Here is a 15,490-nt window from a genome sequence, read left to right on the forward strand (position 1 = left end):
AGGTTCACACACCGTGTCCGACGTAGCGAAGAGCTTCTCCCTGGAGCTCACCGAAGATGTCCGGGACGCCCAGGCCTGGTGTCATGAGTTCGCCCGCGACGTCATCCGCCCCGCGGCGGAGGAGTGGGACGAACGCGAGGAGACCCCCTGGCCGATCATCCAGGAGGCGGCCAAGATCGGCCTGTACTCTCTGGACTTCTTCGCCACCCAGTCCTTCGAGGATTCCGGTCTCGGCATTCCGGTCACTTTCGAAGAGCTCTTCTGGGGCGACGCGGGCATCGCGCTGGCCATCGTCGGAACGGGCCTCGCCGCCGCGTCCCTGGCGACGACCGGAACCCCCGAGCAGATCGCCGAGTGGGCGCCGCAGATGTTCGGCACCGCCGACGACGTCAAGCTGGGAGCCTTCTGCGCCTCCGAGCCGAACGCGGGCTCCGACGTCGGCTCCATCCGCTGCAAGGCCGTCTACCAGGAGGCCACCGACGAGTGGGTCCTGAACGGCGTGAAGACCTGGGTGACCAACGGCGGCATCGCCAACGTCCACGTGGTCGTCGCCTCGATCTACCCCGAGCTCGGCTCGCGCGGCCAGGCGTCCTTCATCATCCCCCCGAACACTCCCGGCTTCTCCCAGGGCCAGAAGTTCAAGAAGCACGGCATCCGCGCCAGCCACACCGCCGAGGTCATCCTCGACAACGTGCGCATCCCCGGCTCCCTCCTCATCGGCGGCAAGGAGCGTTTCGACGCCCGCATCGCCCGCGTCCGCGAGGGCAAGCGCGCCGCCGGCCAGGCCGCCATGAAGACCTTCGAGACGACCCGCCCGACCGTCGGCGCCATGGCTCTGGGCGTCGGCCGCGCCGCCTACGACTACGCCCTGTCCTACTCCCGCGAGCGCGAGCAGTTCGGCAAGAAGATCGGTGACTTCCAGGCCATCGCCTTCAAGCTGGCCGACATGAAGACCCAGCTCGACGCCGCCCGCCTCCTCGTCTGGCGCGCCGCCTGGATGGCCCGCGCCGGAAAGCCCTTCGAGAACGCCGAAGGCTCCATGGCCAAACTCGCCGCCTCCGAGATGTCCGTCCGCGTCACCGAGGAAGCCATCCAGATCCTCGGCGGCAACGGCTACACCCGCGACTACCCCGTAGAACGCATGCACCGCGACTCCAAGATCTTCACCATCTTCGAAGGCACCTCCGAGATCCAGCGCCTCGTCATCGGCCGCACCGTCACAGGCCTCCCGGTCCGCTAAATCCCCAGCTCGGCAAGGCTTTCCTCGCGCCGGTCCCGGCATCCGCGACATCGTGGATACCGGGACCGATCCGTGAGATCTAGAAGATCCGATGTATCTTCGAATCTGCTGCGAAGGCCCTGTTCCTGGCCATCGGCCACGGCACTGCTGGCGAATCCTCCTTTTGAGGTAGCGGCTTTCGGCGTTTTGCACCGCGCGTCCCGCGTTTTGCCCGCACCGGTATCTGGCCAGGCGTGCTGAGCGTGTGCTGACCCCCTCCCTTACCGGGTAGGGGTATTCAGGTCTGCGACGTCAGGGATGACGCTGTCCGCCTACAGGATACTTTGACGCATGCCGCGGGCCTCGGCCCGAACGGTCGGTCGGTGAAGGATTTCGGTAGCAGTTGTGCGGTTCACTCTTTTCCGGAGACTTCCGCGCTAACCAGTGCTTCGACCCTGGCGGAGATGTCGCGGTCTTCGCCGTTCACGGCGGTGATGTTGGGATGCCCGGCGGTGGAGCCGATGAGGACGAACGCCTGGCTGGGATGCAGGCTGGCTTGAGCGCTCACGGTTTTCGCGGGAATGTCCCCGGCGGCGACGATGACGGCGCATCCGGAGGCGATGAGGGTGTTCAGAAAGGGTGTGGAATTCGCGACGGTGGCCGGCCCGGTGACGGGGAGATACTGCACTTTGGCACGAGTCCGCAGTGAAGCCTGCTGCATTCCGGACCAGGCTGGAATGGCCGCCGGATCGGTGATGCCCTGCGCTCCGGTGAGAAGGCACGCCTTGGTCGCGAGATACTCCCTGGTCCGCACGGGCGCAGGTCCAGGTCTCCACGCGACGGCCAGTCCGATCGACACGACGCAAATGAGGGAAATGCAGAGGAGAACGCGCTGGTGAAACGGTGGGAGCTGCTTCCAGGAACTGGTGATTCGTTCGATGAACGTCGGTAGGCGCACTCGTCCCCGTATGTAGGCGGTCGCCATGCCGACCGGACGTCGAGTTGGACGGCACATCGTAGGCGGGGGTCATGATCTAATGTCAAGTGACCCGCATCACATCTCGACTCGACGGGTGCATGGGAAGTCAGTGGCTAGGTGAGCACTGTGGCATGCGACGAGTGCATCGAGGGTGTTGACGGCGGATCGTCTCGGCGTTCGGCTCCAGCACGGTGCGGGACCATTCCGATGCTGTCAAGAGTGACCAGGATCACTTGTCCATCCGGAACTTGCGCCACCTGCGCACTAACGATCAAGGCGTCTGAAAACCGCTACTTTGAGATTCTTACATCTTGTTTTGTCACTTGCTGATCAGTTACTTCTGAAAAGCCTCGGCGTGATCATGCCTGGGTTGGTTCGCTCGCCTCCATGGCGGCCGACTGCAGAGGGCGTGGCTCGTGATCAGCTTGTCGCTGTCTCAGGTCTTCCTGGGTCTGGTCGTGTTGGTATCCGTGATGATGGCCGGTGCCTACATCGGTGGCCGGTTCTCTGGTGCGAGGCGTCGGCATGTCGGCTGGTTCGGTCCCCGGGCGAGCTTCCGGATCGTCTTCACGGCGGGCGTGGCGTTGATCGCGACGCTGACCTCCGAACCCGCGATGGCGATGAGCGCGCTGGTGGAGACGCCCGAGCTGAGGCTGCCGGGGGTTGAGGCGGTCGAGGGCCTCGTCCGGGGCAAGCCGACGCCGAAATGGGGGGATCTGCCCAAGCAGGGCGGCGGCACCGCCAACGGCGATCCGGTCATGGTCTCCGGTGACGGGACTCGGGCGAACAAGGGTAACGGCCACAAGCCCAAGCCGGGCAAGGGCGAACTGCCGGAGTACGAGCGGCTGAAGCCGAAGTACCCCGAGGGAGCGAGCGCCGACGGGACCGTTGGGTACGTCAAGCGGACGAGCAAGCGGCTCGCCGCCAAGTCGACGGCTACCTCGGACTACTTCCAGAACGCCGACGGCACCACCACGCGGATCATGAGCCAGTCGCCGGTGAACTACCACGACGCCAAGGGCGGCTGGCAGCCGATCGACACGACGCTCAAGCAGTCCGGCGGGCGGTTCGAAGAGACAGCCAACGGCGTGAACGCAGACTTCGCGGCCTCGGCCGCCGATCCGCGCCTGGTGCATCTGACAGCCGACGGACACGAGATCTCCTACGGCCTTCAGGGCGCCGCGCCGGTCGCACCGACCGTCTCAGGAAGCACCGCGACCTACCCCGAGGCCCTGGCCAAGACCGACGTCCAACTCGAGACGACTCCCACCGGCATCAAGGAGACCCTGGTCTTGAAGGCGTCCGACGCCCAGGCCGAATGGGTTTTCCCGCTCGATACCGGAGGCCTCCAGCCCGTCATCGACGAGGGCGGCGGCATCCGGTTCCAGGACCCGCGAGGCAAGGTCGTCACCCGTGCCCCGCCGGCGTTCGCCGAGGACTCCAAGTACGACCCGCGCTCCGGCCTCCCGGCCACCACCCGTCAGATCACCTACCGGCTCGAGGACCGGGACGGCACCAAGGTTCTGGTCATGACGCTGGACCCGGAATGGCTGAAGTCACCCGAGAGGGTGTTCCCGGTCAAGGTCGACCCGACCTACACGATGTACTCCGCGTCGACCTACGTGATGACCAACGCGAACGGTGACCACTCGACGGAGCGCCTGATCGCCGTCGGCTCGTGGGACAACGGCCCGCACACGGCCCGCTCCTACCTGAAGTTCCCCGACCAGGGCCTGGACTACTCCGGTGTGACGGTCGCCTCCGCGAAGCTCCAGATCTTCAACGTGTGGGCGAGCACCTGCACCGCTCAGCAGTTCGACATCTTCGAAGGCCTCGAGGACTGGAACTCCTGGGACGCCAAGATGCAGTCCTACGCCACGTCCCCGGGCTACACCCAGTGGCTGGGCTACAACTCCCAGACGCTGACCACGGCGTGCGCCAACACGACCTTCGATCCGTCGATCGGCCAGTGGCTCGACGTCCCCGTGGCCGCGGCGAACCTGCCGATTATCCAGGGCTGGGCGAACGGAACCCGCCCGGACTACGGCCTGGTCCTCGCGGCACCGGTCAACGACAACGCGCACTGGAAACAGTTCGCCTCCTCCAATAACTGGTCGACGCCGCCGAAATTCGTCGTCACCTACAACACCGGAAAGATCCCTCCGCGCCTGCGCAACCAGGCCCCGGCCGACGGCAATGTCTTCGACACCCTCACCCCGACGCTGTCCGCGACGGGTGAAGTCGATCCGGCCGCCACGACGAAGCAGATCCGCTTCAAGGTCTACAACGACGCGAGCACCCTCGTCGCCGACTCCGGGAACCAGAACACCACCGACTCACTGGCGTCCTGGACGGTTCCCGCAGGTGCGCTGACCTGGGGCAAGTCCTACTACTGGACCGCACAGTCCTACGACGGCACGACCTACTCCTCCAATCCACCCTGGCTGACGTTCTCCGTCCAGGTGCCACAGCCGACGATCACTTCGTCGCTGTCACAGAACAGCGACCGGGGCTTCGACCCGGGGAATGGCAACTACACCACGTCCGCGACCGACGCCGACGTGGAGACCATCGGCCCGGACCTCCAGGTTTCCCGTGACTACAACTCTCGCGACCCGCGCGTCTCCGGCGCGTTCGGAGCGGCCTGGTCGAGCGTCTACGACTCCCAGGTCGCCGAGCAGTACACGACCTCGGGCGCGGTGAAGGGCACCTACGTCACCTACCCCGAAGGCTCCGTGGTCGGGTTCGGCAAGAACAGCGATGGCAGCTTCACGCCGCCGTCCGGCCGCTATGTCTCCTTCCGGTCGGTGAGCAACGGCTACACGCTGACCGACAAGGACGGCACGCTCTACACCTTCACCCAGTCGCTCGGCGGCGGAAAGTACGGCATCTCCTCGATCGCCGACGCCAGCAACCGCGCGATCACCTTTACCTGGACCTCAGGGAAGATCACCAAGGTGGTGTCCGGGATCTCCGGCAGGTCCCTCAACCTGGCCTGGACGACGCCTGCCGCCCCCCTGAAGCCGCACGTCTCGACCGTTACGACCGATCCCGCGACGCCCGGCGACAACTCCACCATCCAGACCTGGACCTACACCTACACCGGCGACAAGCTCACCCAGGCGTGCTCACTGGGCTGCACGGTCTACGGCTATGCGTCCGGTTCGAACTATCACTCCCAGGTCCTCGACACGGGCGCCGACTCCTACTGGCCGCTGGCCGAACCGTCCGGGACGGTCGCCAACAGCGCGAACCTGGCCAACCAGGGCTCGGACAAGGGCACCTACAGCAACGTGACGCTCGGCGTCACCGGCCCGCTGGCGGGTGGCTCGGCCACAGCGGCCGGATTCAACGGCACGAACTCCGCCGTCCAGCTGCCCCGCACCTACAAGATCGGTACCAAGCGGCCGCAGGGCATCTCGCTGTGGTTCAAGGGCACGACCCCCAACGGGGTGCTGTTCTCCTACTCCGAGGAGAACCCCCTCACCAACGCGACCGCTCCCAGCGACTACACGCCCGCCCTGTACATCGACAGCAACGGCAAGCTGAACGGCACGCTGTTCACCAACCAGGCCGCCGACCAATACACCCCGATCACCAGCGCGAACGCGGTCACGGACGGCAACTGGCACAACGTGGTGCTGACCGGCGACGGCGGCAAACAGTGGCTCTACCTCGACGGTGCACTGGTCAACTCGAAGATCGGTCTGCACGAGGTTCCCGGGCAGTGGTACGACCTGGTCGGAGCGGGCTACCTCGGCTACAAGTGGCCCAACCAGCCGCACTACTCGACGACCGTCAAGACCGGTTACGCCTCGTTCTACACCGGCTCGATCTCCGATGTCGCCTACTTCGACAAGACCCTGACCCAGGGCGATGTCACCAACCTCAACACCGTCGCCAAGACTCCGAACGCGTTCCTGACCTCGATCACGAGGCCGTCCGGGAAGGCGTTCGCGGCGATCGACTACGACGGGGTCACCGGCACGGTCACCCATGTGACCGACGACAACGGCGGCGGCTGGAGCATCGCGACGCCGACCGTCAAGGGGTCGAGCGACGTCTACCGAGGCGCGGTCCTCGGCTCGGCGCCCGCCACTTACCTCCGGCTCGCCGACTCGGCGGGCTCCGCGCAGGCCACCGATCAGGTCAACTCGGGGACCGGGACTTACGCCAACGTCACGCTGGGGACGACAGGACCGTTCTCCGACGCCAGCGCCGCGTCGTTCAACGGCACTTCCTCGTATGTCCAGATGCCATCGAACAACGTCATCGGCACCCAGCCGGCCTCGGTCGAGATGTGGTTCTCCATGCCCGCCGGAAACGTCAACGGCGGTGTCCTGTTCGATCAGCAGGCCAATCCGCTGCCGGGCGCGTCCGCGCCCAGCGGTGACCATGTCCCCGCCCTCTACATCGGCAAGGACGGCAAGGTACACGGCAAGGTCTGGGACTCCAACGGCGTCAACAACCAACTGGTCTCGACGAAGCCTGTCAACGACGGTGCCTGGCACCATGTCGTGCTCGCCGTCGCCGCCGGCTCCCAGAGCCTGTACCTCGACGGAACCCCGCAGGGCACCACGATGGGCACTCTCATCCAGACGGCCAACAACTACAGCTATGTCGGTGCCGGATTCGTCGCCAACACCTGGCCCAGCGCTCCGACCAACAGCCTCGGCTACTTTCCCGGTTCCATCGCCGAGGTCGCCTTCTACCGCTCGACGCTCACCGGCCAGGACGCCGAGGCCCGCATGACGGCCGCCCGCGGTTCCGGTGGTCTCGCCCCGATGAAGACCGTCACGGTTGTCGACCCCGGCGGCCAGACCGTCACCTACGACTACGACCTGGCCAACGGCTCCCGCGACCTCGCGATCACCGACCCGCTCGGCAAGAAGACCAGCTACGGGTACGACACCGGCGGCTTCCTGCACACGGTCACCGACCCGCTGGGCAACGTCGACACGACCGGCCACGACGTCCGCGGTAACACGGTCTCCAAGATCACGTGCCAGAACCAGGCGGCCAACCAGTGCTCGACGGAGTACTACTCCTTCTGGCCGGACGCCACCACCAAGCAGCTCACCCCGAACCCGAAGAACGATCTGCTCCTCACCGAGCGGGACGGCCGCTCCACCGGCCCGACCGACGACACGTTCGTGAACGTCCATACCTACGACGCGGCCGGAAACGAGATCGAGACCGTCTCACCGCCGGTTCCGGGCTTCCCCGGAGGCCGGTTCACCAAGATCTCCTACACGGACGGCACTACGATCGCGGCGGCCAACGGCGGGTTCGCGCCCGTGGGACTGCCGTACAAGACCGTGTCCCCCGGTGGTGCGACGACTCTCACGACCTACTTCCAAAACGGCGACATCGCCAAGATCAAGGACGCCGCCGGGCAGGAGACAAGGTTCACCTACGACGGCCTCGGGCGCCGGAAGAGCGTCACCATCGTGTCGGACACCTATCCGGCCGGCGTGACGAAGACCTTCACCTACGACGCCGTCGGGAACGTCACCGAGGAGCTCAATCCGGCGGTCACCAACCGGGTGACGGGCGCGATCCACACGGCCAGGATCGTCTCCGCCTACGACCTGGACAGCAACCTCCTGTCACAGACGATCAGCGACACCACCGGCGGTGACGCCTCCAGGACTACGTCGATGACCTACAACGCCAACGGCCTGGTCGACACCAGCACCGACGCGTTGAACAAGGTCATCCAGACCGCCTACGACGGCTACGGCAACAAGATCCGGGAGACCGACGAGAACGGGCAGGTCACGGAGTTCGCCTACGACGCGAACGGCCGTCTCACCACCACGACGCTGAAGAACTACACCGGTGACCCGAACAACCCCACGGCCGCGCAAGATCTGATCACCGAGTCCCGCACCTACGACGCGGCGGGCCGGATCGCCTGGACCAAGGACGGGCTGGGGTACAAGACCAAGTACACCTACACCGACAACGACCTGGTCGCGAAGGTCACCAGGGTCGACCAGAACGACCTCAACCCGTTCGTCCAGGAGGAGAACTTCTACGACGCCGGCGGCAACGCGATCAAGAAGATCATCAACAACGGCGCCACCACCTCGCTCGCCACCGTAGACACCGCGGGCCGGACCCTGTCGACGACCGACGATCCGACCGGGGCCAACCGCAAGACCACGTTCTCCTACACGCCCGACGACGAGGTCGCCACCACGACCGAGACCGATGGAGGCTTGTGGCCGGTCACGACGTCCTACACCTACGATCCGCTCGGCCGGACGACGAGCAAGTCGATCACCGGTGACGATCCGGGTCACCCGGTCGCGTGGTGGAAGCTCGACCAGACCTCCGGTGCCAGTGTGCCCGACGGCTCCGGGGACGGCTTCACCGCTGCCGCGGGAACCAACGTCACCTGGGCGGACTCCGCAGCGGTCCTGAACGGGCAGGCCGGAGCCCAGATCGCGACCAACGGCCCCGTCGTCGACACCTCGCAGAGCTTCACGGTGTCGGCCTGGGCGAAGCTGAACACCCTGACCGGGACGCAGACCGTCCTCAGCCAGGACGGGAACCAGCAGAGCGGCTTCTTCCTCAAGTACGACGGTGGCACCGGCAAGTGGGCGTTCATGCGGGTCGGGACCGACGTCGCGAGCCCCTCCGCCTATCCGTCGGTCAATGGGCCCACCGCGGTACTGGGAACCTGGACCCATCTGACGGCATCGTTCAACTCCGCCGACGGGAACATGACGCTCTACGTCAACGGGGTGTCGCAGGGCACCATCGCCGATCCCACTCCGTTCGCCACCTCCGGTCCGTTCGTGATCGGCCGCGCCAAGTTCGCCGGCAACCTCGTCGACTACGTGAACGGGTCCGTGGGCAACGTCCAGGCCTACAACCGGGTGCTGTCCGGGACCGAGGTCACCAAGCTGTTCACCAACGGACGAAACGGCGGGACCACGGCCTCCTTCACCAAGGCCACCACCCGCTGGACGCTCGACCAGCGAGGCCTGGCGACGGCCATGACCGACCCGAACGGGAACGTCACGACTTACGCCCACGACGAGATCGGCCAGCAGACCCAGGTCACCGCGCCGACCGTCAACGTCGAAGTCGGCGGCGGCACCTCGGCCGCGGTCCACCCGATCTCGCTGACCGGCTACGACACCTTCGGCGACGAGACCGAAACCCAGGACCACAACGGCAATGTGACGGTCACCGCCTACGACGCCGAAGGCCAGCAGACCAAGGTCACCCAGCCCTCGTACACGGCGCCGGGAGCGGGGACGCCCACCGTCTCCGAGCAGAAGTGGGCCTACGACAACGCCGGTCAGGTCATCAACACCACCGACGGCCGAGGGAAGATCACCCGCTACACCTACGACCAGCGCGGCAACGTGGCCAAGGTCGAGGACGCGCGGGGCGGTTTCACCAAGACCGCCTATGACCGCAATGGTGAGGTCATCTCGGTCATCTCGCCCGGAGGTGCACAGAACCAGGCGACCTACGACCATCTCGGCCGGAAACTCACCGAAACCGAGCTCGACCGGTATCCGGCGCCGACCTCCTCGACGACCACGTACTCCTACGCGGCCTCGGCGACGAACCCCGGCGGCGCCTTCCTTGCCTCGACCAAGACCCAGAACAACGTCACCACCACCTTCGGCTACAACAACCTCGGCGAGCAGACTCGCGTCACCGACGCGGCCGGTGCCCTCACCACCACCGACTACGATCAGTTCGGCCGCCCCAGCAAGACCACGCTGCACGACGGCACCTCGACCCGGATCTCCTACGACCTGCTCGACAACCCGGTCGAGGCCAAGAACGTCGACTCCGACGGGACGACCATCCTGCGCCAGGTCAGCAGCGCCTACGACGCGGCGGGCCGGTTGATCTCTACCACGGACGCCCGAGGGCACACGACGACCTTCACGCGCGACGCCCTCGGGCAGGTGACCGCCCAGACCGAACCCGTCGACGTCGGCGTCGGGATCACCAGTTCGTTCGGCTACGACGCCGCCGGCAACCGGACCCGTTTCACTGACGGCCGCGGCTACGCCCGGATCTACACCTACAACTCGTGGAACAGGCCAGAGACGGCGGTCGAGCCTGCCACCGCGACCTACACGACCGTGGCGGACAGGACGACCACGATCAGCTATGACGCCAACGGCCAGCCGGTCAAGACCGTCTCGCCCGGCGGCGTCACGACCAACAACACCTTCAACGACGTCGGCCAGCTCACGGGACAGACCGGCACGGGCGCGGATGCCGCCACCACCGACCGATCCTTCACCTTCGACGCCGACGGCCGCATGACCAAGGCCGAGACCGCGGCGATCGGCGTCACCGTCCCCGCGACCAGTGAAACCTTCACCTACAACGACCGGGACAGGCTTCTCACCACGGCCGGATCGGCGGGTGTCAGCTCCTTCGCCTACAACGGTGACGGCCTCACGACCTCCCGCACAGACGCCGCAGGCACCACCACATACACCTACGACACGGCGAACCGCCTCTCCACCCTGAGCGATCCGACCACCAGCAAGGTGCTGACCTACGGATACGACACGATGTCGCAGCCGACCAGCATCGCCTACGGCACGGCGGGGAACACGCGGACCTTCGGCTACGACCACCGGCACCAGCTCACCAGCGACGTCCTGAAGAACAGCGGTGGCACCACGCTTGCGTCCGTCGCCTACGGATACGACGCCAACGGCAACGAGACGTCCAAAACGACCACCGGGGTCACCGGGGCGGCGGCCAACACCTACACCTACGACTGGTCGGACCGGCTCAAGAGCTGGAACAACGGCTCCGTCAACACCCTCTACGACTACGACGCCTCAGGTAACAGGATCAAGATCGGTGCGAACGTCCTCACCTACGACGCTCGCAACCAGCTCACCTCCGATGGCACGAACACCTACACCTACACCCCGCGCGGCACCCTGGCCACCCAGACAAGACCGGGCGGCACCGTCAGCTACACCAGCGACGCCTACGGCCAGCAGGTCACCGAGGCGACCCTCGCGGGGGGCACCCAGACCTACAGCTCTGATGCCCTGAACAGGAACCTCACCGGCAGTGGACCGGGTGGCAGCCGCACCTTCGCCTATTCCGGTCTGTCCAACACGCTGGCGTCCGACGGCACGAGCACCTACAGCCGTCTCCCCGGCGACAGCCTGGTCGGCATCGGCACTCCGAACGGCAGCGGCGGCTCCACCGGAACGGGCGTCTTCGCCTTCACGGATCTGCACTCGGACGTCATCGCCAACTTCACCGCGACCGGCGGCCTGACCGGCTCCACCGCCTACGACCCGCTCGGGAACATCCTCGGCACGACCGGCATGACGGGCAGCCTCGGGTACCAGTCCGGCTGGACCGACACCGCCACCGGCAAGGTCAACATGTGGTCCCGCTGGTACACCCCGGCCATCGGCCAGTTCCAGAACAAGGACTCCGTCTCCCTCGACCCGGTCGGCAATTCCACTGCGGCCAACGCCTTCGCCTACGTCGATGACAACCCCCTCACCGACATCGACCCCACAGGCAATTGCGGCCTCTTCGGCCACTTCTGCGGGTTCACCAAGGCCGTCACCGCACCGTTCAGCTTCGTGATGCCTTTCGTGAGTCCTGTCACGAACTTCGTCACCCAGCACTACAACAATGCGGTCAAACACGCGAAGAAGGCCGCCGCGAAGGTCAAGCGGAGCCTTCAGACGACAGCCCAGAAGCTGCGCGACCTCAAGCGGGAGGCCCAGAAACGCCTCACCCGCTACTACAACGAGAAGGCGAAAAAGGTCCGCAAGATCACCCAGCGGGTCAAGGAGAGCTACTCCAACAGCAAGAAGAAGCTACGCAAGAAACTGGAGAAAAAGCTCCCCAAACGCCTGGTCAAGAACCTGGCCACCGCCGGCACCATCCTGGAGAACACGACCAAGGGCCTGGCCAACATGGCCGTCGCACCCGTGGTCAACACCTACAAATGCGCCAAGGGCAACTGGAAGTCCTGCGGCGACCTTGCCATGAACATCATGTTCGGCCCCATGGGCAACCCCCTGGACATGGTCACGAGCACCGTCGACACCGTGAAGGACGTCGTCGACGACTGCCGCAAGGGCGACTACGACTCCTGCATCACCAAGACCATCACCTACGGGGCCATCGCCCTCGCCACCCGCAAACTCCCCTTCGCCAAGGGCCCCAAGGGCATCAAGACCCCCAAGGGCGCGAAGCCGACCGCCAAGCCCTCCCCGAAGGCCACCCCCCGCCCAAAGGAGAAGACGAAGCCCAAGGAGGAGGACTGCAACAGCTTCGTCAAGGGCACCTTGGTCGTGATGGCGGACGGCTCCAAGAAGACGATCGAAACGATCTCGATCGGCGACAGAGTCTTGGCCGGAGCCGCTGAGAGCGGAGCAAAGAGCGCGCAGACGGTCGGCGCGACCATCAAGGGGACCGGCGACAAGAAACTCGTCACGCTCACGATCGACATTGATGGAGACAGAGGCCAGAAAACCGCCAAAATCACCGCGACCGCCGGCCATCCCTTCTGGGTTCCCGCTCAGCGCACCTGGGTCGATGCGGGAGAGCTGAAGTCGAACGACTGGCTCTTCACCAGCTCCGACGACCTCGTGAAGATCGATGCAGTCCGGACCTGGACGCAGAACACCACGGTTCACAACCTCTCAGTCGCCACCGTCCATACCTACTACGTGCTGGCGGGTCCCACGCCGGTCCTGGTACACAACTCGGGGCCGTGCCCGCCGGAGAAGCTCTATCATTACACCAACGAGGCTGGCCACGATGGGATCACCGCCAGCCGGCAATTGTGGCCTTCGTTGAAGGCGAGTAACCCGAAGGATGCGCGGTATGGTGACGGTCAGTACTTGACTGATATCAAGCCGGGAACCAAATCTCTTGGACAGCTATCGGCAGCCTTCTTGCGTGTACCTTGGGCGGGGCAGAAGTTCACCCACTTCGTCGAGATTGATGTTAGAGGACTAAACGTGATCCAAGGTCGACCTGGAGTCTTCGTAATTCTCAACAACGGTCCGCTTGACCTGGTAGGGCGTATCCTCGGCTCGGGGCTCAACTGAGATGCGATACGTCAAGGTGACGTGGCAGCATGAGTTCGATGACGAGCCGATTCTCTATCTCAGTGAACTCGGTGACGACGGTTATGAGACTCGCAAAGTTCAGATTTTTCGGGACGGCCGAGTTGAGTGGGCAGATGAGCAGCGTGAGACCGCGACCGTTGGCCTATCCGAGATCCCATTTCCGTCGCTGGAGGAGATATCGAATCAGCCGGAATTCGAGGCGGAGGAGATAGGGGCGGAGGAGTTTGAGCAAGCCTGGTTGGAGGCGCGGGCGGCTTTCTGAACTAGGTGTACTCGGTCTTGTGATGGGTGGCCGTTGACGCCCATATGGCTCGGTGGTTGTAGTGGTGTAGCCAGGGGCGAATGCTTACGATGGGCGCAGCGCCGACCCGACGGGAGCAAGCGGCTACCCGGCGGCATGGCGTCTGCTGTCTGCCTCAACCGGACGGTCCTGGGCGCCTGTGTGAGCCCGGCTAGAGTGAACGACCGCCACGGCGCTGCGATCCTACTATCTGCAGTACGCTCTGGTCGGCTGTGGCCACGGTCTGCCTCATCGGCCGGAAGTCGCCGACCATGAATCCTACGTTTGTCGACGCAGATTCGTGAGGAAGGTGAGTAGGGTTCCAGCCACGCTGAAGCAAGGCCAAACGCGGTGTTCTAAATATCGCTTGAACGACCTCTGGCGAGACATGCCCCCGGGCACTCGGCGCTCGATTCGGAGCAGGTGTGCTGAGTTCGGCGCTGAGGGTGTGGAGATCGTAGGCTTGTGACCTGCGGAAACTGGGGTAGAATTCGGGATTTTCACCATCTTCGAAGGCACCTCCGAGATCCAGCGCCTCGTCATCGGCCGCACCGTGACGGGCCTCCCCGTCCGCTAGACCTGACCAGCGAAAACGCGCCCTCACCCAGGACCTGCCGGGTGGGGGCGCGCCTTGTTCCGGGACCCTCTCAGAGCCTCAGGTAGAGGTGCTTCGCATCGCAGGGGTTAGGACTCTCGGCATCCGGGCGGGGGTCCGGGCAGCAACTCCCAGTCGTGCTCGTGAAGTGCGCGTTGGCATACAGCCCATCTGATGTCAGCGCTGCCGGCGTCTTCTAGCTGAACGCTGGCGATCACTTCGCCATCGCATCCCTCGTGCGCGCTGCACTCTCCTCCTGCCGCTTTGGTCTTGCGGCCCTGGTACCACTCTGGGGTGTATCGCCAGGCGCCTCGTAGGCGGGACTTCATGGTTCTGACGGTACGTATGTCGGGGCGAACCGTCTCGGCTTTGCTCCATCTGCGCTCCACCGCATCGCTGTTCAGGCAGATCTCGCCGGGGCTTTCACGATGTCGGGTGGGAGGGTTGTCAGCTGTCCCGGAAGAGGAGGACGTAGGTGTGGTCCGCGCCGGCCGGGTTGGCCTGGACGAGGACCTCGATTCGGTCGGGGAGCGCCTGCTCGTCGAGCTCCAGGACGCAGCGCCACGCGCGAGCGGCGCGGTGGAGGCTGGAGAACCTCTTGTCGCGGAGCTTCCTGATCCCTGTGCCGTCCCAGCGCAACACGATCGGGATCGCGGCCACCGGGGACACCGATGCGACCTCGACGTCGAACTTCGCGCAGATACAGCCGAGCGCGATGTCCTGGGCCTCTCGGGGCGTGATCGCGGTTCTCCTGCGAGCCCAGGTCGAGTCGCTCCACCGCTGCCGCATCCCGGAAAGGGCGGACTTGGCGATGTCGTAGGCAAGATTGCCGACCATGCCCGTGGCCATCGCCGTCCCCAGATAGAACGACACCTCGGGGATGCCGAAACCACCGGCCCAGACCACCGTGCTGATCCGGACGGTACAGCCGTCCTGGACGTCCGCTACGGCGAGGGTGGAGGCCAGGTCCAGCTCTCGCTCGTCGGCCAGGTGGTCGAGAGGTGTCTCCCCGGTGATCAGCACCACCCGAAGCTTCGCCAGGACCCGGATCCCGGATATGCGGTACAGCGTGTCCCGCGCGAAGTCCTTCACCAGGAGATCGGCCGGCACGTCCTCGACGGCGAAGGGCTGACCGTCGAGCCCCATGACGCGAAAGCTGAGAACGGAAGCTTGGCGGCGCTGACCGGCGGGTTCCATGACATTCCAGATACCACGCGCGAAAGCTCTCGTGTCGCGATTCCCTGTGGAGGGATCGCCCCGATGATCGTGCTCCGGTCGACGGTCTGGTCGGTCGCGAGGGAGGGCG

5 protein-coding genes and 1 pseudogene are annotated in these 15,490 nt (G+C 65.3%); 3 read left to right on the forward strand and 3 right to left on the reverse strand.

Annotated features, from left to right (window positions below):
• Positions 1-13 precede the first annotated feature (13 nt).
• Positions 14-1,240, forward strand: coding sequence for an acyl-CoA dehydrogenase family protein (locus ABD785_RS11385; RefSeq protein ID WP_344825906.1), 1,227 nt, complete (start codon positions 14-16; stop codon positions 1,238-1,240).
• A gap of 391 nt (positions 1,241-1,631) precedes the next feature.
• On the opposite strand, the gene ABD785_RS11390 is transcribed toward ABD785_RS11385, so the two are convergent.
• The gene (locus ABD785_RS11390) at positions 1,632-2,078 is read right to left on the reverse strand and encodes a type 1 periplasmic-binding domain-containing protein (RefSeq protein ID WP_344825909.1); all 447 of its coding nucleotides are present in this window, start codon (positions 2,076-2,078) and stop codon (positions 1,632-1,634) included.
• A gap of 3 nt (positions 2,079-2,081) precedes the next feature.
• Positions 2,082-2,234, reverse strand: a pseudogene (locus tag ABD785_RS41310) (OapA N-terminal domain-containing protein); the annotation flags it as partial.
• 422 nt (positions 2,235-2,656) lie between these two features.
• Here ABD785_RS41310 and ABD785_RS11395 point away from each other — a divergent pair.
• Together ABD785_RS11395 and ABD785_RS11400 are read left to right on the forward strand one after the other, a co-directional pair.
• The gene (locus ABD785_RS11395; RefSeq protein ID WP_344825912.1) at positions 2,657-13,288 is read left to right on the forward strand and encodes a LamG-like jellyroll fold domain-containing protein; all 10,632 of its coding nucleotides are present in this window, start codon (positions 2,657-2,659) and stop codon (positions 13,286-13,288) included.
• Position 13,289: 1 nt separating this feature from the next.
• Positions 13,290-13,571, forward strand: a complete 282-nt coding sequence (locus ABD785_RS11400; RefSeq protein ID WP_344825915.1) for a DUF6881 domain-containing protein — start codon at positions 13,290-13,292, stop codon at positions 13,569-13,571.
• Positions 13,572-14,631: 1,060 nt separating this feature from the next.
• On the opposite strand, the gene ABD785_RS11405 is transcribed toward ABD785_RS11400, so the two are convergent.
• A complete protein-coding gene (locus ABD785_RS11405; RefSeq protein ID WP_344825918.1) occupies positions 14,632-15,330 on the reverse strand; it encodes a hypothetical protein in 699 nt (232 codons plus the stop codon).
• Positions 15,331-15,490 lie beyond the last annotated feature (160 nt).

It is taken from the genome of Actinocorallia longicatena (genome assembly GCF_039534125.1).
In the GTDB taxonomy this organism is placed as follows: domain Bacteria; phylum Actinomycetota; class Actinomycetes; order Streptosporangiales; family Streptosporangiaceae; genus Actinocorallia; species Actinocorallia longicatena.

Excerpts from the sequence above, each read along its gene's own strand:
- ABD785_RS11400 (WP_344825915.1), top strand. The coding sequence starts at position 13,290 with ATGCGATACGTCAAGGTGACGTGGCAGCATGAGTTCGATGACGAGCCG.
- ABD785_RS11405 (WP_344825918.1), bottom strand. The coding sequence starts at position 15,330 with ATGGGGCTCGACGGTCAGCCCTTCGCCGTCGAGGACGTGCCGGCCGAT.